This is a genomic window from Tatumella sp. JGM91, from assembly GCF_018257575.1.
GTDB lineage: Bacteria > Pseudomonadota > Gammaproteobacteria > Enterobacterales > Enterobacteriaceae > Tatumella > Tatumella punctata.
Genome location: NZ_JAERJP010000015.1, coordinates 25,396 through 49,021, shown reverse-complemented (window position 1 = coordinate 49,021; position 23,626 = coordinate 25,396). Strand labels below are relative to the sequence as shown.

Below are 23,626 nucleotides of genomic sequence, written 5' to 3'. Positions count from 1 at the left end.
CCTGTTTTGTTTTATGTGTCAGAGGATTTCCCGGCGAGTTTTCCGCCCTGCGGGAACCTTTATCAGAGTTACAGCGACAGAAAACGGCTAATTTTAGTTTGATAACCATCGCCGGAAAACCAGATTTTAAGTTATTTTCAAAAATATAACCTTTGATGTAATCCGGTTACCAGCTGTTTCATACCACAGCAAGGTTAAGCTATAAGTCACTGTATATTATATATTTCCCAGAATTTCTCCCGCAAGGCTCGTGGCAGCCCGCCGAACTGTTGCGGGCTGCGTTAGCACTTTCTGGCCAGTCACCGCGTCAGTAACCGGCCACGGAAAATCGTCACCGATTGTGCGCGAGCTGACGGCAGGAACAGACTGCGGGTTGCCGGTGAAGCGCTGGTGCCGGGCAGGGATTTTTCTTATTATAGGTCCATATCTTGTTGCTCTGCTCCCCCGAGGCCGCCGCAATGTTCTTACACCTTGATAAGTTACTGGCGGTTTTTGACCGTGCAGCATTAATGCTGATTTGTCTGTTTTTCCTGACCCGTGCCGCCCCTTTCCGTGAACTGCTCCAAAAAGATGATTATACGCTGACCGAAAAACTGGCGGTCACTCTGATATTTTCCCTGTTTGCCGTATTCAGCACCTGGTCTGGCCTCAATGTCGACGGTTCCCTGCTCAATGTGCGTATTATCGCGGTCATGTCAGGAGGGATTCTGTTTGGCCCCTGGGTCGGTATTGCCACCGGAATCATTGCCGGATTACACCGTTTTCTGACAGATATGCAGGGTGTCACTGCGGTGCCATGCCTGATAACCACAGTATTGTCCGGTATTGTGTCAGGGCTGATTTACCGGTACATCGATAAGTCCGGACGCTGGTGGGCCGGGATCCTCGGCGGTATGTTGTGTGAAATTCTGACGATGCTACTTATTGTTCTGCTGGCACGTCCTGCCAGCCTCGGCACAGAGATCGTCAGTGAAATTGCTCTGCCCATGATCCTCGGCTCTTCCAGTATTGGCCTGATTGTACTGCTGGTACAAAGTGTGGAGGGTGAACGGGAAGCCCGTGCGGCACGTCAGGCAAAACTGGCGCTGGATATTGCTAACAAGACCCTGCCCCTGTTCCGTCATATCAACAGCCAGTCACTGCGTCAGGTATGTGAAATTATTCGCCATGATATTAACGCGGATGCCGTGGCGCTGACCAACCGCCAGGAAATTCTGGCCTATGTTGGCTACGGCGAAGAATATTTTCAGACCGGTAATGTCAGCCTCAGTCCGACCACCCTGCTGGCGATTAACAGCGGCAATATTATTATCCGTAATAACGATGAAGCTTACCGGACCGGCGATATTCATTCGATTCTGGTCATTCCGCTGCGGGAAAAAGGTCAGGTTGCAGGCACCTTAAAAATCTATTACCGGCGGGCACACCGTATTACCGGTTCGCTGAAAGAGATGGCCGTTGGTCTGTCACAAATTATCTCTACTCAGCTGGAGGTGTCGCGGGCCGAACAATTACGTGAAATGGCAAATAAGGCCGAACTTCGTGCCCTGCAGAGTAAAATTAATCCCCATTTTCTGTTTAATGCATTGAATGCTATTTCGTCATCTATCCGCATGAATCCTGATACTGCCCGCCAGCTGGTGATCAATCTGTCCCGCTATCTGCGTTATAACCTCGAACTTAAGGATGATGAAGTGATTGATATCCGTAAAGAGCTGTACCAGGTCATGGATTATATTGCTATCGAACAGGCACGTTTTGGCGACCGGCTTAGTGTTATTTATGATATCGATGAGGATATCGCCTGTAAGATCCCCAGCCTGCTGATACAGCCATTAGTCGAGAATGCCATTGTGCATGGGATCCAGCGCTCACAGGGGAAAGGTGTCGTCACCATCAGTGTCAGGGCAGGTAACGATGATGATACGGTAATTATTACGGTACGCGATACGGGCGAAGGCATCAGCGAAGATGTTATTCGCCGGGTGGATGAAAATGAGATGCCCGGCAACAAAATTGGTCTGCTGAATGTCCACCACCGGGTCCGGCTACTGTACGGCGAGGGCCTGCACATCCGCCGCCTTTCTCCCGGCACCGAGATCAGTTTTACGGTCCGTAAACACTCACCGTCCTCTGCCAGTAAAGCAGATACACGACAATTCAGTCCGGAGGATATGACGTGAAGGCCATTATTGTCGAAGACGAGTTTCTGGCACAGCAGGAACTCCGCTGGATGATACAACAGCACAGTAACATTACCATTGATGCCTGTTTCAGCGACGGGCTGGAAGTACTGAAATATCTTCAGCAGCATCAGACAGATGTGATCTTTCTGGATATTAATATTCCGTCACTGGACGGCATGCTGCTGGCCAAAAATATCAGCCTGTTTGCGGTAAAACCGCTGATCGTATTTATTACTGCGTGGAAAGATCATGCCGTGGAAGCCTTTGAACTGGAGGCGTTTGACTATATCCTCAAGCCTTATCAGGAATCACGTATTATCAGTATGTTACGCAGGCTGACATCGTGGCAACAGCTGCCGCGGCCGTCCGCCAGCACACCGAATCATCATGGACTGCAACAGACCATTAATCTGATCAAAGATGACCGGATCATCGTAACGGATGTTAATGATATCTGCTACGCAGAAGCCCATGAGAAACTGACGATTGTCTGCACGCGGCGCGAGCAGTTTATTATGTCGATGAGTATCAGTGAGTTTTATCAGAAATTGCCTGAAAATCAGTTTTTCCGCTGCCACCGGTCATTTTGCGTCAACCTCAGCCAAATCAGTGAGATCGAACCGTGGTTTAATAATACCTATATTATTAAACTGCGCGAACTTGAATTTCAGGTACCGGTCAGCCGCAGTAAAGTAAAAGAATTCCGCCAGCTAATGAATTTGTAGCAGATGATACTCCTGCCGACAGTACCGGTCAGGAGTATCAGGCAGTATCAGAGCACCACGCCCAGAGTCTGGCGCATATGCGCACCCGCACCCAGCAGACCCGGCTGATCATGAGTGATCAGGTACACCGGAATATCCTGTACGTAAGAGCGGAAACGGCCCTTATCTTCAAACGCAGCACGGAAACCGGATGCTTTAAAAAATTCCAGGAAACGCGGAACGATCCCGCCGGCAATATAAACCCCGCCGAAAGTGCCCAGTGTCAGGGCCAGGTTACCGCCAAAACGCCCCATAATCACACAAAACAGTGATAATGCACGGCGACAGTCGGTACAGCTGCCGGAAAGAGCACGTTCAGTGACATCCTGAGGCTGTAGTTTTTCCGGTTCCCGGTTATCCGAAATGACAATTGCCCGGTAGATATTGACCAGCCCTTTGCCCGAGAGCACACGCTCTGCCGAAACACGTCCGCGTTCGGCACGCAGTACACCCATGATCATATCTTCTTCTTCGGTCCCGCAGGAGAAGTCAACGTGTCCGCCTTCACCCGGTAAACTGACCCAGCGTTTATTAACATGCACCAGATGGCTGACACCCAGCCCGGTACCGGCACCATAGATAGCAATAGGCTTGTCTTTCACTGGTTTATCGCCACCGAACTGAATAACATCGTCCTCACCCAGCATCGGGATCGCCATCGATACGGCGGTGAAGTCGTTAATCACTTCCAAATGTTCCAGACCAAGGTTCTGCTTCATTTCGCTGATCGAAAATGCCCAGCTGTGGTTGGTCATTTCAATCCAGTCATCTTTAACCGGACAGGCGATAGCAATACAGGCACAGGTTACTGCTTCCTGTTCTGCCAGATAGTGACGGATAACATCTTCCAGGCTCTGGTATTCATCGGTAGAGAATGTTTTGGCCTGCGAGATGCTGCCGTTAGTCACGTCACACAACGCCAGACGGGCATTTGTTCCGCCAACATCGCCGACCAGGGCATAGTTTGTCATTCTTATGCTACTCCGCTTGGGGGTAATTAATGATGAAGACTGTATCGCCTTCTTCAAATCTTATATACATCAGATAACCCGATGCAATCACTTGATTATTTTCACAGTAATCTACCATACCTTGCTGCATCGCCAATGCACATAGGTAACAGGCTGAATATACGTCGCCGGAGCGGACAAACCTTGATTCCGGAAAATAAGGGCAATACCGGCAAAAAAAATACTATACCACGGTTTTGCCTGCCTGGCGGCAGGCATGATATCATGGAATAAAAATTCAGTAATAACAGCAAGCTATAACAACCCCGGTAGTTCTCCGCTCAGTACGACCACATTAAGTACTATTACCAGTACCACAATCACAATACCGCAGAGATGGATTTTCTTACTGTTTGTCAGGGGGCCCATCAGCTGACGGTTACCGGTAAATGCCAGTAACGGGATCAGTGCCAGGGCAATACCGAAACTGAGAAATACCTGGCTCAGAACCAGCACCCGGGTCGGATCCATACCGGCAATGATCACAATAAATGATGGCAACATAGTGACTACGCGGCGGACCCATAACGGGATGGTAAAATGGATAAAGCCCTGCATGACGACCTGCCCGGCCAGTGTTCCGACCACGGTAGACGATAATCCTGCCGTCACCAGACTCAGACCAAACACCAGGGCCGCGGCATTACCCAGTAACGGTTTCAGGGTCAGATAAGCCTCATCCAGTTCGGTAATGCCTGTGTGGCCGTTGAAATGGAACACCGCCGCGGCGGTCGCCATCATTGCCAGATTGACAAACCCGGCAATAGTCATCGCCACAGCTACATCCAGCTTGGTTGATGAATAACGCTGGTGCATGGTCCCGCCTTCATCACGCTGCGTCAGGGCCGAGTGCAGATAAATAACATGGGGCATAATTGTGGCCCCCAAGACTCCTGCTGCCAGATAGAGCGCATTCCCGTCCGGTAATGCCGGTACTACCATTCCCCTGATCAGTCCGGCGGGATCCGGCTGAGAAAAAAACATTTCTGCCACATAGGCCACGGCGACGAACAGCAACATACCACCAATGACCCATTCCAGCGGCTTCTGCCCGCGGCTTTGCAGCATCAGGATCAGGAATGTCGCTACCCCGGTGATCAGCGCGCCCTGCAGTAAAGTGATGCCGAACAGTAATTTGAACCCGAGAGCCGCGCCAATGAACTCGGCCAGATCCGTTGCCATCGCAATCAGTTCTGCCTGCACCCAGTAAAACCACACGGCTGGACGCGGAAAACGATCGCGGATATGCTCGGCGAGATTTTTGCCGGTCGCAATCCCCAGTTTTGCAGAGAGGAGCTGGATCAGCATTGCCATTACATTTGCCCAGACCACAACCCACAGCAACTGATAACCATAGCTGGCACCGGCCTGAATATTGGTCGCAAAGTTGCCCGGGTCGATATAGCCGATCGCCGCAATGAATGCAGGGCCCATCAGCGCGAGCTTCACTTTTCTCTGCTTTTTATTGCTTTCGGCGGTCTGACCTTCTGACATCTGCCTTCCCCGTAATAGGATCTGTTGGTTTACTTTACCCGCCAGCCGGATGGCCGTTAAATCGGTAATAATTATCGATTCAATAGACTATGCTAAAAAGTATAGCAAAGGCTATAAAAAGAAAATAACGTTACCTGATTAACAAAATTTGAGCAATCTCTTTTACCGGCAACCATACTATTAACCGGCAGGTAATCTGCTTAAAAAATATGGTTAACATCTGTCAGGACAAAAAATATCCGCCACGTTCCGGAAACGAGGTCTTTGCAACAGTTTTCAGAAAATTAGTGATATCTCTTACTTATAATGGGTTTTTGCTCTCGTTTTTATATGTCACGTTTCATAGAATACATTGCAAAATATAACTCTCCTCAAAATTGGAGTCCGTATGTCCCAAATTTTCCATTTTATTCTGGCACTGGTGGTGGTCGCCTTACTTGCCCTGTTGGTGAGTAAAGACAGGAAAAAAATTCGTGTACGCTTCATTGTTCAGTTACTGGTGATCGAAGTGCTGCTGGCCTGGTTCTTCCTCCATTCTGAGTCAGGCCTCGGGGTGGTCAGAGGCTTCGCTGCTTTCTTCGATACCCTGTTGAAATACGCTGCGGAAGGGACCAATTTTGTCTTCGGCGGAATGAACGATAAAGGGCTGGCTTTCTTCTTTCTTAATGTGCTGTGCCCGATTGTGTTTATCTCAGCGTTGATTGGTATTTTGCAACACTTCCGCATCCTGCCACTGGTGATTCGGGTGATTGGTACTGTACTGTCAAAAATCAACGGGATGGGCAAACTGGAATCGTTTAATGCCGTCAGCTCGCTGATCCTTGGGCAGTCTGAAAACTTTATTGCCTATAAAGACATTCTCGGCAAGATGTCACGTAACCGTATGTACACAATGGCCGCCACTGCGATGTCAACGGTTTCCATGTCAATTGTCGGCGCTTATATGACAATGCTGAAGCCGCAATATGTGGTCGCGGCACTGATACTGAATATGTTCAGTACCTTCGTCGTGCTATCGCTGATTAACCCTTATGACGTGGAAAATGAAGAGGACTTGCAGTTACAAAACACTCATGAAGGGCAAAGTTTCTTCGAAATGCTGGGGGAATATATTCTGGCCGGATTCCGGGTGGCTATTATCGTCGCAGCCATGCTGATCGGTTTTATCGCCCTGATTTCGGCGGTTAATGCACTGTTTAATACTATTTTCGGTATCAGTTTCCAGGGGGTACTGGGCTATCTGTTCTACCCTTTTGCCTGGCTGATGGGCGTACCTGCCGATGAAGCATTGAAAGTCGGTAGTGTGATGGCCACTAAACTGGTGTCTAACGAATTTGTTGCCATGATGGAATTGAAACAAATGGTCGGGCAACTGACGCCGCGTTCCGAAGGGATCCTGTCCGTATTCCTGGTCTCTTTTGCTAATTTCTCTTCGATTGGCATCGTTGCCGGTGCTATTAAAGGCCTGAATGAGCATCAGGGAAATGTAGTTTCCCGTTTCGGTCTGAAGTTACTGTATGGTTCAACCCTGGTCAGTATTCTGTCTGCCTCAATTGCCGGCCTGATTCTGGCCTGGTAAATCTGCCATATAACGCAGTCACCTAACGGGACCCTGAGGGTCCCGTTTTTTTGCCCCGTCAGGCAACTGCACTGTCCGGTGCGGCTTCCTGAGACGACAATACCTGCTGGCGTAAGGCCATAAACCGTTGAGCGACCAGCTCTGCTGACAACTGTGAAACATCGCGATTCGGTGCTTCGATGACCTCAGCCGGCACTCCCCAGGGGCCCCAGAACCAGGCATCACTGTCACCGAACATGGCAACCGTCGGGACATTAACCCCGGCGGCCACATGCAGTGCCCCGCCATCACTGGTCAGAATTTGCTGACATAATGACATACCGGCAATCAGTTCACGTAATCCGGAAGTATGTACTGCAGTCAGGGCAATATCACCGCAGGCTTGCTGTATTTGCTGAGCTTTTTCATCATCTCCCGGGTGGGCTTTATTATCCGCAGAACCGGGCGACCAGAACAGCAGGAAACGACAAGGGTGGCGGGCGGCAATATTATGCATAAAGTCGATAAATTTTTCTGCCGGCCAGCGCTGGCTGAGTTTACGGGCGCTGATCTGAATACCGTACACCGGCAGTTCATCACCGGGATGCAAACGCTGGCGCAGAGCTGCAATCTCACTATCACGCGGATAAAGCTCCAGACCGCGCGGAGGCTGAGAGACCCCCAGAGGAGCAGCCAGCGCCGAGAGTAACTCGACAATATGCTGCTGGCCCGCAGGTACCGTTACCGGGTCTGTCACCATCGCCGGAGTATTATCACCGATAGCAATAATACGTTTAGCCCCGGATAACTTTGCCCATTGCAGCGGACGCTTATCCCAGTGCTCTTTGGCGACAATCGCCACATCATAACGGGTACGACGGATACTGAGGGAGGTCTTTATCCGGTGTAAAATCACCCCCAGGGCAGACTGCCCATGCTGACGGTGATGCAATTTACTGTACAAGTGAACCGTACCGATATGCGGGTTGTTCTCCAGTACCGACTGATTGTACGTATTTACCAGCACATCCACTTTTCCGCCAAAATGGCGCGATAACGCTGAGATCAGCGGTGTCGTGAGGATTAAGTCACCGATATTGTCTCTGCGAATAACTAATATTTTCATTTTATATTTAATACACCATCATCATTCAGCCTGACGACCGCCAGGCAAGAGTTCTGTCACAAGGGTAATCAGCCTGTTACCCGGCAAAGTGCCCGCCACAGGGTGAACATCCATGACTATTATTGTTATATACAGCTTTACGCTGCCCGAAAAATATCTGCCGGTATTACCGGTTTCACTCACTACGCAGATAAGACATTGATTACCGCCAGAGGTTGCACGCTGCAGGCGAAAGACAGATTCTTGCCGGTAAATTGAAAAAGCCCGTGCACTGGCACAGGCTTTATCCGCTGTTATACCGGAGAATCAGTCTTCTTTCTGGCCGGAATGTGACTGCTCTTGCTGACCTTCAGCAATGAATCCGGCATCCAGTTGGTCTGAATTTGCGGCATTATCGCGTCCTGAGAACAAATTCCAGCAGGCGATAAATAATGCGGTAATTAACGGGCCAATAACAAAACCATTAATCCCGAACAGCTCCATGCCTCCCAGCGTGGCAATCAGTACCAGATAATCAGGCATCCGGGTCTCTTTACCCACCAGTAACGGCCGCAGGATATTATCCACCAGACCGATAACCACCACGAAAAATACCACCAGAAATATCCCTTTCCACAGGGGACCGGCCGCCAGGAAGTAAATAGCCACCGGGGCCCAGATAATCGCCGAGCCGATGGCCGGGACTAACGACAGGAAAGCCATCAGCGCCCCCCAGAGTACACTGCCCTGCACCCCGAGAAACCAGAATGCCAGACCACCAAGCGCCCCCTGCACCAGGGCAACCACCACCGTACCTTTTACTGTTGCTTTTGAAACGGCTGATAGTTTTTTTAGCAGATGATGTTTCATATAGCGGCTTAATGGCAGAGCATCTAACAGCAGGCCAATCAGGTAAGCACCGTCTTTGAGGAAGAAAAACAGCAGGTACAGCATAATGACAAAGCCTACTGTAAAACTGAAGGTCCCCTGGCCAATCACCAGGGCACTGTTGGCCAGGGTATGACTGCCCTCCATCGCCAGCGCTGAAATTTTCTGCTGCAGTTTATCAACATTCGTCAGGTCATAACGGTTCAGGAATGTCTGCACCGATCCCGGCAAATGATTTATTGCGGTTGTTACGGACGAAGAAAATGCCTGATTATTCTGCTGAAGGCTGGTATACAGCTGGTTACCCTCATACGCCAGTGACGTCATCACTATCACACAAGGGATAAACACAATCAGGCAGATAATCAGTAAGGTCAGTAGTGCTGATAAGCCGTTTTTATCACCGAGCCATTTTCTGATCCGCGTTTTCAGCGGATAAAACAGCAAGGCAAGCAGAACGGCCCAAAAAATTGCCGAGTAATATGGCCTGATGACCATAAAGAACGCCAGGGTACTCAGTACCAACAGCAGTACAAAGAAACCGGTGTTAATTCCCTTCACTTTCATGGATTCATCTCAGTATTTGTTAATAACCTGCTGTTAACTGTAGTAAATAATAAAAATAATACAATACAGTGACTTTGCGCGGGCCAGTCGTACCGGACGAGGTAACGGAAAACACAGAACAAACAACACTGAGGAAGAGTTAAATAATCAGGGGATATCACGGGAGTTTTAGCTAAAAAAGCAGAAGAGAAAAAAATAATTCCGGATTGGTGGAGATAAGCGGGATCGAACCGCTGACCTCTTGCATGCCATGCAAGCGCTCTCCCAGCTGAGCTATACCCCCACATCTGGAATCTTTTCGGAGCTGTCACCCTGTTAAAGAGTGTGGTGGAGATAAGCGGGATCGAACCGCTGACCTCTTGCATGCCATGCAAGCGCTCTCCCAGCTGAGCTATACCCCCGCGCCGAAAAGTTGTCAGGGCTGGCCTGACGGACGGCATAATATGAAACCGGCCAATAGCTGTCAACGGCAAATTACCTGTTTGTGACTGATTGATGAAAAAGACGCCAGAGTCTGTGGTTAATTTATCCGGACGGAACAAGAAGTCAGCAACAGCAGGCAGCTGCAAAAAAGTGAAACAGCCCATAGCTCCGCAGTGAAGCGCTTTTCTTTTTTACATGTTCACGTTACCTTTCTCAGTTAATTGCCATTGTCACATTAACCAGGAAAGGGATATACCGTGAAAAAGGAATGGATGACACCTGAAGAGCTCGCACTGGAAACGGGTTACAGCCGCCAGACAATTAATAAATGGATAAAGCGTGAAGGCTGGGCCACTCTCCCCAAACCCGGTGTTCAGGGCGGGAAAGCGAGACTAATCCATATCGATGATGGCGTGGAGGCATTTCTGCGCTCTATCCGTCATATTTCAGAACCGGCCGGCCATTATTTTGCTGATAAAGATCCGCTCGCCGGATTATTAATCGGCAGCATTAATCAGATGAGTCATCACGAAAAAGATCAACTGAGCCGTTTACTGTTACGGGAAGGGATAAAAGGAATGCTGAAGAAGCTGGGCATTGAGTCTGCTGAGTAAAAACCCCCGGAAGCCCGAAGGTTTCCGGAGGTTTTTGACGTTACGCCTGCGCTTCGCGTTCGCTTATAAAGGCCAGCGCCTGCTGAATACGCGCAATACTACGCTGCTGGCCAATCGCGGTAATGGTGACATCCAGCGCCGGGGATTGCCCGGCACCGGTAACGGCGACCCGTAGCGGCATCCCGACCTTACCCATACCCACTTCCAGTTCAGCAGCCGTGTCCTGAATAGCCTGATGAACATTTTCTGCTGTCCACTCAGTAATAGCAGCCAGTTTTTCCGCGGCCAGGGCCAGTGGCTGGCGTGCTACCGGACGCAGATGTTTTTTAGCCGCATCGGCATCAAACGCAGTGAAATCTTCATAGAAATAGCGGCAGCTTTCGGCAATCTCTTTCAGAGTCTTACAGCGTTCGCCCAGCAATTTAACCAGTTCAGTCAGTTGAGGACCGGTTGAGGTGTTAATATTTTGCTGTTCAATGTGCCATTGCAGATGAGTGGCAACATATTCAGGCGGCAGCGTATTAATATAATGATGGTTCAGCCACTGCAGCTTCTCAGTATTAAATGCACTGGCAGACTTGCTGACCGCTTCCAGGCGGAAAAATTCGGTCATTTCTGCAACAGAGAAAATTTCCTGATCACCATGTGCCCAGCCCATACGCACCAGATAGTTAAGTAACGCCTCTGGTAAATAGCCGTCATCACGGTATTGCATTACCCCGACAGCACCGTGGCGCTTGGACAGTTTTTTACCGTCATCGCCGAGGATCATTGAAACGTGTGCGTAAACAGGCACCTGTGCCCCGATAGCTTTCAGAATATTAATCTGACGGGGGGTGTTGTTAATATGGTCTTCACCACGGATCACATGGGTAATTTCCATATCCCAGTCATCAATCACCACACAGAAATTATACGTCGGCGAACCATCGGTACGACGGATAATCAAATCATCCAGCTCCTGATTGCTGAATTCAATAGGACCACGGATTTGATCATCAAAGATCACCGAGCCTTCCTGTGGGTTACGGAAGCGCACCACACAGGGCTCATCATCACTGTGATGTTGATGACTGTCGCGGCAGCGGCCATCGTAGCGGGGCTTTTCACCGTTAGCCATCTGCTCTTCACGTAACGCTTCCAGTCGTTCCTTCGGGCAATAGCATTTATAAGCTGTCCCGGCGACCAGCATTTCGTCAATCACCTGGTTGTAACGATCAAAACGTTTGGTCTGGTAATAAGGACCTTCATCCCAGTCCAGACCCAGCCAGTTCATCCCGTCCATAATTGCTTCTATTGCTTCGGGAGTGGAACGTTCCAGATCCGTATCTTCGATACGCAGAACAAATTCGCCTTTATTATGGCGGGCATATAACCATGAATACAGAGCAGTGCGGGCACCGCCAACATGCAGATAGCCGGTAGGACTTGGCGCAAAACGGGTTTTAATCTTCATTAAACATTGCCTTAGGACGCGGGTTTTCGATCACAAATGATAGAAACCAGAAAAAATGCAGGATTCCGTGATTTCATTTTAACACCTGGCAGTGAATCCTCAATCATTGCCAGCCCGGTGATCTGCCTTTATCGGTACTTTATGGCAAAAAAATAAACATTTTGTGTGAAAGCACCGCAGGATGGCTACTTTTAAGACGAACAAACATTTTACTCAGAAAAATCGTTGACTCATATTCAACTATCCCTATAATGCGACTCCACACAGCGGGGGTGATTAGCTCAGTTGGTAGAGCACCTCCCTTACAAGGAGGGGGTCGGCGGTTCGAACCCGTCATCACCCACCACTCGGGTCGTTAGCTCAGTTGGTAGAGCAGTTGACTTTTAATCAATTGGTCGCAGGTTCGAATCCTGCACGACCCACCAATTCAGAAAAGAGCCCCCTGCGGTTGCTTTTTTCGTTTACAGGACAATTACTGGCTTAACGTACAGTCACTGACCTGCCGGGAAAGTGTCCGGAAAAATTTGGGTGATTAGCTCAGTTGGTAGAGCACCTCCCTTACAAGGAGGGGGTCGGCGGTTCGAACCCGTCATCACCCACCAGATTGACAAAAAAGCACCTTCGGGTGCTTTTTTGTTTCCGTCTTCAGAAAAAACCGCTATCCCTCATGTACCGGCGATTAGCTGTCCGGTAATAACGGCCGTTCTCCGTTTAACTTTTCTGCCTGCTCACAGACCAGTGCCCAGATAGCCTCCGCGGCCGGACTCAGAGAACGGTTTTTTCGCCGGATCAGCATCAGCGTGCGGCAGACTTCCGGCATAATCCGGCGCACCCGTAAACGGCTGCCGGCCGGTAATGGCAAAGCCAGCCCCGGCAGAATACTGATGCCAATACCTGCTTCAACCATCGGATACAGCGTGACAGGATGTCCGACCTGCTGCACAATTTCCGGGCTGATCTGCTGTTGCTGAAAAATACGATCCACTAAAATTCTGCTGCCTGACGCATAATCCTGCAATACCATCCGTCGTCCCTGCAGGTGGTGCCATCCGACAACAGGGATCTGATTCAGGGGATCGTCGTCCCGGCAGAGCAGTAAAAAGGGATCAGACAATACTGGCTGGGAGTCAAACTCTTCGCCACGGGGATCAATCACAATGCCAAAATCAACTGTCGCATTACGTACACTCTGCAATACCGACTGCTGAACACTGTCCTGCAACAATAAACGAATTTCCGGATAACATTCCCGGGCTTCCGCCAGACATAAAGGCATCAGCCGTGCCGAAATCGTCTGACTCGCTGCCAGCCGCACGGTGCCACTGCGCTGCCCGCCATAACGGCGTAGTTCCAGTAAGGTACTGTTCAGCTCTTCCAGCTGAACAGTTAACCGTGATGCCAGCCGTTGCCCGGCATGGGTCAGCAGTACCTCGCGGGTTGTCCTGTCCAGCAGTTTCACGCCTATTTCAGACTCCAGCTGTTTAATGCTGTGGCTGACCGCCGACTGACTAAGGCCAATAATCTGTCCTGCCAGGCTGAAACTTCCCTGACTGGCGACGGTAGCAAACACTTTTAACTGTCTGAGGGTATAATTCATTTATTTAATTCATAGATTGATTTAATAAATCAATTTTATTTCTAAGCTCTGATACAGCACAATGTTTTTTATTTCAGACCGGAAATTACCGATGGGCTTCTTTCGTCTTGACCCGATGATGATCAAACTGATTATCACTGTACTGCTTGCGACTTTTTTACCTGCCAAAGGCGGGTTCGTCCCTTTTTTCGAATGGCTTACCACCGCAGCTATCGCCTTACTGTTTTTTATGCATGGCGCCAAGCTGTCACGGGATAAAATTATTGCCGGCAGCAGCCACTGGCGGCTGCATTTATGGATCTTATTCAGTACCTTCGTCATATTTCCGATTCTCGGGCTGCTGCTGGTCTGGTGGCATCCGGTCGATGTTGCTCCGGAAATTTATACCGGCTTTATCTATCTGTGCATACTGCCTGCCACCGTCCAGTCTTCCATCGCGTTTACGTCAATGGCCGGCGGGAATGTAGCGGCAGCCGTATGCAGTGCTTCCGCATCCAGCCTGCTGGGGGTGTTTATTTCTCCGCTGCTGGTCAACCTGGTGATGAATGTCCATAGCGGTATGCCAGGCAATGGTGTGGAGCAAATTGGTAAAATCATGCTGCAGTTACTGGTGCCTTTCCTGCTGGGCCACTTCTCACGCCGCTGGATTGCCGGCTGGGTTGAGAAGCACCGCAGTCTGATTGGTAAAACGGACCAGACGTCCATTTTACTGGTTGTCTATTCTGCCTTCAGCGAAGCCGTGGTTAACGGCATCTGGCATCAGGTTGGCATCAGCACCCTGGCATGGATTGTGGCAGGCAGTGTACTGCTGCTGTCAGTGGTATTGGTGATCAACGTGGTGGCGGCTCGTGCCTTTGGTTTCAGTCGGCCGGACGAAATCACAATTCTGTTCTGTGGTTCAAAGAAAAGCCTGGCAAATGGCGTTCCGATGGCAAATATTTTATTTCCGGCCAGTACCGTAGGGATTATCGTACTGCCATTAATGGTGTTCCATCAGGTGCAATTAATGGCATGCTCATTTATTGCCCAGCGCTATAAGAAAAGCCATCAGCAACGGGCAGAAACTGACCAGCCATTACAGCCAGCACCCGCCAGAAAATAATCCACCGCCCCTTTTGAGGGGGCGTATTTACGCATTATCCGGCTTTCCGCGTAGCAGAGTGTTACGCGGAAAGTATTTATTCCCGCTGATTTTTCTGATAGTTATATCCGTAATCCTCTGAGTATTACCTCACTGGGCCAGCCCTTATTCACCACCCTATAAAAAAATTACTCCGGGCGTTCAGGATTGTTGTTCCCCTTTTTAATGGCAGGAAAAAAATGAAACAAACTCATGGCGACAATGCCGGTCCGTCCGCGGATACTCCCTGGTCTGCGGCTGATCAGGCAGAAAGCACGCAGACAGATTCCGCCGAGCCGCGGAAACGTCCCGGTAAAAAACCACTGATTATTCTGGCAATGATTGTCATCCTTCTGCTGGCCACTGCGCTGGTGTTCTGGCTGATCAACCGTGGTACAGAAACCACTGATGATGCCTTTACTGACGGTAATGCGGTCATCATCGCACCTAAAACCTCCGGCTATATTGTCCGCTTACTGGTCAGGGATAATCAGAAAGTCAGCAAAGGTCAGCTGCTGGCCGAAATTGACCCACGGGACGCAACAGCACAGCTCGATCAGGCCCGTGCGCAGCTAGGGCTGGCTATGGCACAGTTACAGCAGGCAGAGGCACAACTGACACTTTCCAGAGTCCGGTATCCGGCTCAGCGGGAGCAGGCTCTCGCCGCCCGGGCTCGTGCCGGCGCTGAATTGCAGAATGCAGTAGCTGCTTATCGTCGTCAGCACGGCGTCGATCCTAAGGCAACCACCCAGACCAATATTGATAGTGCCACAGCCCGCTGGCGTTCAGCACAGGCGGAATATCAGAACGCTTCTGCACAGGTCGCGATTGCGTCACAGGTCGCCTTACAGATCCGCCAGCAGGAAACCAATGTCGAGGCACGCCAGCAGCAGGTCAGTGAAGCACAGGCCGGGCTGGAAACCGCCACCCTGAACCTTTCTTACACCCGGCTGTTGGCCCCCTTCAGCGGTTATGTGACCCGCAGAAATATACAACAGGGAAGTCTGGTGCAGGCCGGAACCGCCTTGTTTTCCCTCGTCTCTCCGGATATCTGGATCACTGCTAACTTTAAAGAATCACAGCTGCAATATATGAAACCGGGAGATGCTGTCAATATCAGTATCGATGCCTGGCCGGACCTGAAGTTACAAGGCCATGTGGACAGTATTCAGATGGGGACAGGTTCGCGCTTCTCTGCGTTTCCGGCAGAAAATGCCACCGGTAATTTTGTCAAAATAGTACAGCGGGTTCCGGTGAAAATTGTGATTGATAAAGGCCTTGATCCCGACCGGCCGTTACCTCTGGGATTGTCAGCCGAGCCTGAGGTGAGAGTGCAATGAGTGCCATCAGTGCCCCCGCCAGCTGGCGACCCTCCGCTAACCCGTGGATGGTTGCCCTGACCGTTACCCTGGCGGTATTTATGGAAGTACTGGATACCACCATTGTCAACGTGGCTCTGCCCCATGTGGCTGGCTCACTGTCTTCCAGCTACGACGAATCAACCTGGGTGCTGACGTCTTATCTGGTGGCAAACGGGATTGTACTGCCTATATCCGCCTTCCTCAGCCGGTATTTCGGCAGAAAAAATTATTTCCTGCTGTGTATTGTGATGTTCACCCTGTGTTCATTCCTGTGCGGTATTGCTACCGAACTCTGGCAACTGATTCTGTTCCGTATTTTGCAGGGATTTTTCGGTGGCGGGCTGCAGCCCGTCCAGCAATCGGTTTTGCTGGATTATTTCAGTAAGAAAGACCGCGGAAAAGCCTTTGGCTTGTCCTCGATTGCCATTATTGTCGCGCCAGTCATCGGCCCGACACTGGGGGGATGGATCACCGATAACTACAGCTGGCGCTGGATTTTCTTTATTAATATTCCTATCGGCATTATCGCAACCCTCGCCATATACCAGTTACTGGAAGATCCGCCATGGGAAAGAAAAGCCGCCAAAGGGACCCTCAGTATTGACTATATTGGTATCAGCCTGATTACGTTAGGTCTTGGCTGTTTACAGGTATTCCTCGACCGCGGGGAAGATGCAGACTGGTTCAGTTCACCGTTTATTATTGTCTTCGCGGTACTGGCTGCGACAGGGATTATCGGGGCAATATACTGGCTGATATACGCCCGAAAACCGGTGGTTGATATCCTGGTGATGCGTGACCGTAACTTCCGGGTAGCCGGTTTGCTGATGGCAGTCATGGCATTTATTTTATATGGCAGTTCGGTGGTGATTCCGCAGCTGGCACAGCAGGATCTCGGCTATACCGCCACCCTGGCGGGGCTGGTGCTGACGCCGGGGGCTATCTGTATTATCCTGACAATCCCTGTGGTGCTGCGGCTGATGCCTGTCGTTCAGACACGCTATATCATTATAGCCGGATTTATCTGTCTGGCCGCCTCGTTTTACTATTCAGCCCTGACCCTGACTCCGGGTCTCGATTTTACCTCGCTGGTCATTATGCGCAGTATCCAGTCTGTCGGCTTAGGCTTCTTATTTGTCCCTTTAACGACTATCGCTTTTATCAGTCTGCCTCAGCGGCTGAATGGGGATGCCTCAGCACTGTTTACGATGTTCCGTAACGTCGCCGGATCAATCGGTATCTCCGTTTCAACAGCCGCGATCACCGAACGACAACAGGTGCACTCAGCCTATCTTTCCGGCCATATGAGCCTCCTCGATCAGCCGTTTAATCAGGCCGTTACCCGGATGGCCTTTGCCATAAAAAACTTTACCAGTATCGCCGGGGATAGCAGTTTGCTGGCCGCAGGGCAGTTATATCAACAAATGATCAGCCAGGCACGTTTCCTGGCTTACGTCGATGTATTCTCCGGGTTCTGTCTGGCAGGACTGGTAATGATCCCATTCTGTCTGTTACTGGCTCCGGTAAAAAGTGAAGGCAGTGCAGAAGGCCACTCATGAAGGAAATAACTATGCAACCTGTCCGTTACCGGCTAAGCACGCTGTTTATCAGCCTGTCACTGGCTGGCTGTAGTGTCGGACCTGACTTCAGTCCTCCGGTCAATCACCTGCCGGATCAATGGCAGCAGCTGTCTTCCTCGCAACAATCAAGACCATCATCAGCTGATCCTGCGACAGACTGGTGGAAAAACTTTAACGATCCGCTGCTCAACAGCCTGATTCGCCGGGCGATCGGCGGAAACCTGACCCTGCAACAAACGGTTCTGCGTATTGCAGGAGCCCGTGAACAGGTCACTCAGGCCAGCGGAACGTTGCTCCCGACCCTGGATGCTCAGGCGAGCTATGCACGACAGCAAGCCGGGCTAAAGGGAATACTGAAATCACATCATGCCTATGACAACCTGACGGACCAGCAAACCAGCCTGTTAGATAAAACCAGTGGCAGCGTTAGTTTTTATCAGGGAGGGTTCGATGCCAGCTGGGAACTTGACCTGTGGGGAAAAGCGCGGCGCCAGACCGAGATGGCACAGGCAGAGCAGCAGGCGGCAACCGAACAGCATAACGATGCTCTGGTGTCTCTGGAAGCCGAAGTCGCCCGCACCTATCTGCAGTTACGTGCAGCCCAGGCAACGGTAAAAGTGATTGAGCAGCAAATTGATATTGCACAGCAGACACAACAACTGACAGCCAGTCAGCTGGAGCACGGACTGGCTCCGGCCGCAAATCTTGAGAATGCGACCGCCCGCGTTACCGCGCTGCAGGCACAGTTACCCGGTTACCGGTCACTTATCAGCCAGGCAATGAACGGCCTGGCGGTATTATCAGGGCAAGCCCCGGGAGCACTGGATAACGAGCTGCAAACTGTGCGTCCGTTACCGGCACTGCCGGCGGTCGTCGGTGTCGGGGTACCTGCGGAACTGGCCCGTCGCCGTCCTGATATCCGTCAGGCAGAAGCAATACTGCATGCCCGAACAGCCGCTATTGGTGTTTCTGTCGCGCAACTGTTCCCCGACGTCTCACTGACAGGCCAGCTTGGTGTCAGAAATACCGATGCCGGCTACCTCGATAACTGGAGCAGCCATTTTTACAGTATTGGTCCGGGGATCTCACTGCCGATATTCAGGGGCGGACAACTGGTATCAGAAGTCAGACTGACCAGGGCGCAACAGGCTGAAGCAGCTCTCAGCTACCGTCAGACAGTATTAACCGCCTTACAGGATGCAGAGAATGCGCTGGTCAGTTACCGTGCCGATCAACAGCAACTGATATCACTGCAGGCGTCCGCTGACGCCCTGCAGCACGCGTTTTCACTCTCTGAAGAAGGTTATGCGAAAGGAATAAATAGCTATATTGATGTGCTGGATGCCCAGCGCCAGCTATCCGCCACTCAGCAACAGCTGGTGCAGGTTCAGGCAGAGACTGCGACAGATCTGGTGGCATTATATAAAGCACTGGGCGGCGGATGGCAGAACCAGCAGCAAATATCTCTGCCCCGCTATTCCGTATTTGGCGATACGCCGGCCACAGGCGTAACCGCCGGTTAGTCTCTCCCCTGGCGCACGCTGTAAAACAGAGTGCGTCAGGGCTGCTGACGCAACGGGTCGACTAATCCCTGCAACCCTTCGATTTTTATCGTCAGCGCCAGTTGCAGGAGCTCACCGGGATATCCCTGCGGGAAAATTTCTTTGCGGGCAAACCACAGTAAATATTCCTCAGGTAAATCAATCAGCACCCTGCCCTGGTATTTACCGAAGGGCATTCGGGTATTCGCCAGTGCGATTAAATCCTGCTTTTCCAGAATCAGCCTCCCAGTAAATCAATCATTTGCTGCTCATCTAATACCGTAATTCCCAGCGAATTGGCTTTTTCCAGTTTGGAGCCTGCCGCTTCCCCGGCAATCAGCAAATCGGTTTTTTTAGATACACTGCCGCTGACCCTGGCGCCCAGTGCTGTCAGCCGGTCTTTTGCTTCATCACGTGTCATCTGACTCAGTGACCCTGTCAGTACCACGGTTTTACCGGCGAACGGGTTATCTGCTGCCGGTAGCGGCTGTGACGGCAGCTGCGGCCATTCAATACCAATATCGTCTACCAGCTGACGGATCACTTCGCGGTTGCTTTCTTCATCCATAAAATGACGGACATGACTGGCCACAATCGGGCCCACATCGGCCACCTCGGTCAGCGCCTCTAAAGGGGCATCCATTAACGCCGGTAAACCGGTAAAGTGCGACGCCAGGCTGCGTGCCGTAGCTTCTCCGACTTCGCGGATCCCTAACGCATAAAGAAAACGGGGTAAGGTTGTCTGTTTCGCTTTCTGCAACGCATCGATAATATTCTGTGCCGATTTTGGTCCCAGCCGGTCAAGCCCGGTCAGTTTACCGGCACTCAGACGAAACAGGTCCGCGGGGGTATGCACATATTCCTTTTCTACCAGTTGATCGATAATCTTATCGCCCATTCCGTCAACATCCAGCGCCCTGCGCGATACGAAATGTTTGAACGCTTCTTTGCGCTGTGCTCCGCAGATCAGCCCGCCGCTGCAGCGGGTGACGGCTTCGCCTTCTGTACGTTCAACATCGGAACCACAGACGGGACAGTGTTGCGGGAAAACGATTTCGCGGGTGTCGGACGGACGCTCATCCAAAACAACATTAACGATCTGCGGAATAACATCCCCGGCACGGCGGATAACCACCGTATCACCAATACGAATGCCGAGACGGGCAATCTCATCTGCATTATGCAGGGTGGCATTACTGACCATAACCCCGGCAACCTGTACTGGTTCAAGACGAGCCACCGGGGTAATTGCGCCGGTGCGCCCTACCTGAAACTCCACATCACGCACGGTAGTGATTTGCTCCTGAGCAGGAAATTTGAAGGCGGTCGCCCAGCGCGGAGCCCTGGCCACGAAGCCGAGTTGTTCCTGTAATGCCAGTGAATTAACTTTGATCACTACGCCGTCGATATCAAATCCCAGCGACGGACGCAGTTCAGCGATACGCTGATAAAATGCCAGTACCTCCTGCGGGTTGTGGCAAACACGGACCAGTTCATTAACCGGCAGCCCCCAGTGTTTTAGCTGCTGCAAGCGTTGGTAGTGTCCGTCCGCAAGGCTGCCGCCTTCAGCAATACCGATACCATAACAGTAAAAAGTCAGGGGGCGTTTGCCGGTAATTTTAGGATCCAGCTGGCGCAATGAACCTGCCGCCGCATTACGCGGATTCGCAAAAATTTTACCGCCGCTTTTGCGGGCTGCCTCATTCAGTTGTTCAAACCCCTGCTGACGGATAAAAACTTCACCACGCACTTCCAGCCGGGCGGGTATATTCTCCCCCCGTAAACGCAGTGGAATTGCCCGGATGGTACGGACGTTTTCCGTAATATTCTCACCGGTAGTCCCGTCCCCGCGGGTCGCGGCCTGCACCAGTTCCCCCCCGACGTATAACAGGCTGACAGCCAGCCCATCAAGTTTCAGCTCACAGCAATAATCTGTCCCTGACTGATCTTTTAAACGGTCAGTAATTCGTTTGTTAAACGCCAGAAACCCCTGTTCATCAAACACATTATCCAGTGACAGCATCGGTACTTCATGACGTACCTGTTCAAACGCTGACACCGGTGTCGCCCCTACCCTCTGGGTCGGTGAATCGCGGGTGACTAATTCCGGATGTTGTTCTTCGAGCGCTTTCAGCGCCTGCATCAGTTTATCGTATTCAGCATCAGGGATTTCAGGTGCATCCAGCACATGATAAAGATACTCGTGATGACGTAACTGTGTACGTAGCTTATTTAGCTGTTGCAGGATGTCGTTCATACTACCCCATAAGATAAAAAACCCCCGACAAGCGGGGGTTATAATGACCGGTAAATAAGGTTAACTGAGCCCGGTAACTTCCCGGATCCGTGATTTATACAGTTCCAGTTTTTGTGGTGTCATCATCCGGCGTTCGTCATCCAGTACAACCGCACCGACATCATCGGCAATCCGCTGTGCAGACTGCAGCATCAGCTTAAAGTTCTGATGGGCATCACCATACGAAGGCACCATCATAAATACAGAGACACCGGGAGTGGTGAAGTCGCCCATCAGATCCGGATCAAAAGAACCGGGTTTCAGCATATTGGCCAGGCTGAATAATACCGGACCACTGCCCGACGGATTCAGATGGCGGTGGAAAATGTTCATTTCACCAAACTGGAAACCGGCCTGTAAAATTGCCTGCAGCAGGGTTTCACCGTTTAGCTCGCCCCCGGTATGCGCTGCAACGTGTAATACCAGCACAGCCTCTTTGGCAGCAGGTTTCGCTGCTTCAGGGGCGGGTTCAGGTGCCGCCGGGACCGCGTCGGGTTCCTCAGCCGGAGTTATCTCTGCAGGCGCTGCCGGTTCAGCAGCCACAGGTTGCTGTGACGGCTCTGCCACCGGTTCAGGACTAACGTTGTGCGTTACCGGCTGAGAGACAGGTGCTTGCGGCTGATGTAGTGGTTGATCAGCAATCTCATTGTCATGGGATACTTCAGACGGCTGCCGGACAGGCGCAGACTCGTGACCGGGAGCGCTATCCATTAACGGATCAGCGACCGGTTCCTGACGATGGCGTAACGACGTTTTTGCGGCCGGGGCCGGTGCAGGCGTATTTTCAGAACGTTTATCCTGAGAAGGATAAACAGGCTCTTCTTCATGATGTTCGCGGCTGGCACGAAAATCAGCAACACCTTGTTCTTCTTCGACACTGAGCTCATCATTGTCACGTTGTTTTAAACGTTTGTGTGGGCGGTCGCGAAACACGGAAGACCGCTCCTTACGATTGGCCCAAAGACCATGAAGGAGAAGTGCAACGATGGCAACCGCACCAACAACGATTAATATCAGACGCAAATCCTGCATCATTGTATTCTCTGTTGTTCCAATACCTTGCCTTGCTAAAGGCACCTTTACCCTTAAATGTATTTGCCAGGCCCGACAAGTGCAAGTCTGCTTAGTACTTTCTGACAAATTATCTGATATCTATCGTGTAACTGCTGCTTTTTCAAACAAAAATTTACTTGTCCGGTGACAGAACAAGGTTATGATGCGCATTGAGTGTAATAAGGAGAATAATGTAATGCAGAACAGGAATTCCGGTACGACGATAAATGGTATCGGCTATTTTCGTCAGGGCTGGCAACTGGCAACCTTACCCGGCATCCGTCGCTATGTGATAGTTCCCCTGCTGGTCAATATTCTGTTCGTCGGCTCAGCCTTTAGCTGGTTATTTTTTCGCCTTGAACAGTGGATCCCGCGTTTACTCGGGCATGTTCCCGGCTGGCTGCAGTGGCTCAATTATTTACTCTGGCCATTGGCTATCCTGTCGTTATTGCTGATTTTCGGATACTTTTTTTCGACCCTGGCAAACTGGATTGCGGCACCTTTTTGCGGCTTACTCGCCGAACAGCTGGAAAACCGGCTTACGGGCCAGAATATACCTGACAGCGGCTGGGCAGGACTGATTAAAGATTTGCCACGGGTGATGCTGCGTGAATGGCAAAAACTCAGATATTATCTGCCACGGGCACTTATTCTGCTATTGGTGCATTTTATTCCGCTGATCGGCCAGACCCTGGCCCCTGTGTTATGGTTCATGTTTGGTGCCTGGATGATGGCCATACAGTACTGTGACTATCCGTTTGATAACCACCGGGTCCCTTTTAGTGATATGCGCCGGACACTGGCCGCCGACAGAACGGCTCACCTGCAATTCGGGGCCCTCGTCAGCCTGTTCACCCTGATACCACTGGTTAACCTGGTGATCATGCCGGTGGCAGTCTGCGGTGCAACCGCAATGTGGGTTGACCAGTATCGTGGCAGTAACGCTTCCCGAAAAGCACACAACCCGCCGGGCGTTATTGCCCCCTGACATAACGATATACTATTTCTTTACT

Annotated in this window: 18 protein-coding genes and 5 tRNA genes; 12 read left to right on the top strand and 11 right to left on the bottom strand. The window is 51.0% G+C overall.

From position 1 onward, the window contains the following. The first annotated feature begins 458 nt into the window (after positions 1 to 458). Positions 459 to 2,183, top strand: a complete 1,725-nt coding sequence (locus JK198_RS11445) for a sensor histidine kinase (RefSeq protein ID WP_212710540.1) — start codon at positions 459 to 461, stop codon at positions 2,181 to 2,183. Beyond that, positions 2,180 to 2,911 (top strand): LytTR family DNA-binding domain-containing protein, encoded by a 732-nt coding sequence (locus tag JK198_RS11440; RefSeq protein ID WP_212708484.1) that lies wholly within the window; start codon positions 2,180 to 2,182, stop codon positions 2,909 to 2,911. The genes JK198_RS11445 and JK198_RS11440 overlap by 4 nt, the downstream gene beginning before the upstream one ends. Positions 2,912 to 2,958: 47 nt before the next feature. On the opposite strand, the gene glk is transcribed toward JK198_RS11440, so the two are convergent. Beyond that, a complete protein-coding gene (gene glk / locus JK198_RS11435) occupies positions 2,959 to 3,921 on the bottom strand; it encodes a glucokinase (protein ID WP_212710541.1) in 963 nt (320 codons plus the stop codon). A gap of 294 nt (positions 3,922 to 4,215) precedes the next feature. After that, the gene (locus JK198_RS11430) at positions 4,216 to 5,454 is read right to left on the bottom strand and encodes an Nramp family divalent metal transporter (protein WP_212708482.1); all 1,239 of its coding nucleotides are present in this window, start codon (positions 5,452 to 5,454) and stop codon (positions 4,216 to 4,218) included. Between the two features lie 388 nt (positions 5,455 to 5,842). On the opposite strand from JK198_RS11430, the gene JK198_RS11425 reads away from it, so the two are divergent. After that, positions 5,843 to 7,033: a NupC/NupG family nucleoside CNT transporter gene (locus JK198_RS11425; protein WP_212708481.1), complete on the top strand. Its 1,191-nt coding sequence runs from the start codon at positions 5,843 to 5,845 to the stop codon at positions 7,031 to 7,033. A gap of 58 nt (positions 7,034 to 7,091) precedes the next feature. On the opposite strand, the gene JK198_RS11420 is transcribed toward JK198_RS11425, so the two are convergent. The 4 genes from JK198_RS11420 to JK198_RS11405 form a co-directional block, all read right to left on the bottom strand. After that, positions 7,092 to 8,138 carry a glycosyltransferase family 9 protein gene (locus tag JK198_RS11420; protein WP_212708480.1) on the bottom strand — a complete coding sequence of 349 codons (1,047 nt, stop codon included), beginning with the start codon at positions 8,136 to 8,138 and terminating at the stop codon, positions 7,092 to 7,094. Positions 8,139 to 8,444: 306 nt separating this feature from the next. Continuing rightward, entirely contained in the window at positions 8,445 to 9,572 is a 1,128-nt protein-coding gene (locus JK198_RS11415) for an AI-2E family transporter (protein WP_212708479.1), read from the bottom strand. Positions 9,573 to 9,779: 207 nt separating this feature from the next. Next, positions 9,780 to 9,855: transfer RNA gene (locus JK198_RS11410), tRNA-Ala, on the bottom strand. A gap of 42 nt (positions 9,856 to 9,897) precedes the next feature. Next, positions 9,898 to 9,973 (bottom strand) — tRNA-Ala (locus JK198_RS11405). Positions 9,974 to 10,252: 279 nt separating this feature from the next. On the opposite strand from JK198_RS11405, the gene JK198_RS11400 reads away from it, so the two are divergent. After that, positions 10,253 to 10,609: a YfeC-like transcriptional regulator gene (locus JK198_RS11400; RefSeq protein ID WP_212708478.1), complete on the top strand. Its 357-nt coding sequence runs from the start codon at positions 10,253 to 10,255 to the stop codon at positions 10,607 to 10,609. Between the two features lie 40 nt (positions 10,610 to 10,649). Here JK198_RS11400 and gltX read toward each other — a convergent pair whose 3' ends face one another. Then, a complete protein-coding gene (gene gltX, locus JK198_RS11395) occupies positions 10,650 to 12,065 on the bottom strand; it encodes a glutamate--tRNA ligase (protein ID WP_212708477.1) in 1,416 nt (471 codons plus the stop codon). 270 nt (positions 12,066 to 12,335) lie between these two features. On the opposite strand from gltX, the gene JK198_RS11390 reads away from it, so the two are divergent. The 3 genes from JK198_RS11390 to JK198_RS11380 all read left to right on the top strand — a co-directional run bounded on the left by JK198_RS11390 (position 12,336) and on the right by JK198_RS11380 (position 12,667). Then, positions 12,336 to 12,411 (top strand) — tRNA-Val (locus tag JK198_RS11390). A 3-nt stretch (positions 12,412 to 12,414) separates the two neighbouring features. Then, positions 12,415 to 12,490, top strand: a tRNA-Lys gene (locus JK198_RS11385). Positions 12,491 to 12,591: 101 nt separating this feature from the next. Beyond that, positions 12,592 to 12,667 (top strand) — tRNA-Val (locus tag JK198_RS11380). A 77-nt stretch (positions 12,668 to 12,744) separates the two neighbouring features. Here the strand turns inward: JK198_RS11380 and JK198_RS11375 are convergent. Further along, positions 12,745 to 13,662, bottom strand: coding sequence for a LysR family transcriptional regulator (locus JK198_RS11375; protein WP_212708476.1), 918 nt, complete (start codon positions 13,660 to 13,662; stop codon positions 12,745 to 12,747). Positions 13,663 to 13,753: 91 nt separating this feature from the next. Here JK198_RS11375 and JK198_RS11370 point away from each other — a divergent pair, with 91 nt between their 5' ends. The 4 genes from JK198_RS11370 (at position 13,754) to JK198_RS11355 (ending at position 19,246) form a co-directional block, all read left to right on the top strand. Next, positions 13,754 to 14,764, top strand: a complete 1,011-nt coding sequence (locus JK198_RS11370; RefSeq protein WP_212708475.1) for a bile acid:sodium symporter family protein — start codon at positions 13,754 to 13,756, stop codon at positions 14,762 to 14,764. A 218-nt stretch (positions 14,765 to 14,982) separates the two neighbouring features. Beyond that, positions 14,983 to 16,122, top strand: coding sequence for an HlyD family secretion protein (locus JK198_RS11365; RefSeq protein ID WP_212710542.1), 1,140 nt, complete (start codon positions 14,983 to 14,985; stop codon positions 16,120 to 16,122). 5 nt (positions 16,123 to 16,127) lie between these two features. Beyond that, the gene (locus JK198_RS11360) at positions 16,128 to 17,702 is read left to right on the top strand and encodes a DHA2 family efflux MFS transporter permease subunit (RefSeq protein WP_212708514.1); all 1,575 of its coding nucleotides are present in this window, start codon (positions 16,128 to 16,130) and stop codon (positions 17,700 to 17,702) included. Next, positions 17,699 to 19,246, top strand: a complete 1,548-nt coding sequence (locus JK198_RS11355; RefSeq protein WP_212708473.1) for an efflux transporter outer membrane subunit — start codon at positions 17,699 to 17,701, stop codon at positions 19,244 to 19,246. Before JK198_RS11360 ends, JK198_RS11355 begins: the two co-directional genes overlap by 4 nt. Positions 19,247 to 19,281: 35 nt before the next feature. Here the strand turns inward: JK198_RS11355 and JK198_RS11350 are convergent, their stop codons facing one another. The 3 genes from JK198_RS11350 to zipA are packed head-to-tail and all read right to left on the bottom strand — an operon-like array spanning position 19,282 to position 22,595. Further along, entirely contained in the window at positions 19,282 to 19,500 is a 219-nt protein-coding gene (locus JK198_RS11350) for a DUF3820 family protein (protein ID WP_212708513.1), read from the bottom strand. 2 nt (positions 19,501 to 19,502) lie between these two features. Further along, the gene (gene ligA, locus JK198_RS11345) at positions 19,503 to 21,521 is read right to left on the bottom strand and encodes an NAD-dependent DNA ligase LigA (protein ID WP_212710543.1); all 2,019 of its coding nucleotides are present in this window, start codon (positions 21,519 to 21,521) and stop codon (positions 19,503 to 19,505) included. 60 nt (positions 21,522 to 21,581) lie between these two features. After that, on the bottom strand, positions 21,582 to 22,595 hold the full coding sequence (gene zipA, locus JK198_RS11340; RefSeq protein ID WP_212710544.1) for a cell division protein ZipA: 1,014 nt from the start codon (positions 22,593 to 22,595) through the stop codon (positions 21,582 to 21,584). Between the two features lie 214 nt (positions 22,596 to 22,809). Between zipA and cysZ the strand changes: the two genes are divergently transcribed. Beyond that, on the top strand, positions 22,810 to 23,601 hold the full coding sequence (gene cysZ, locus JK198_RS11335; protein ID WP_212708470.1) for a sulfate transporter CysZ: 792 nt from the start codon (positions 22,810 to 22,812) through the stop codon (positions 23,599 to 23,601). Positions 23,602 to 23,626: the final 25 nt, after the last annotated feature.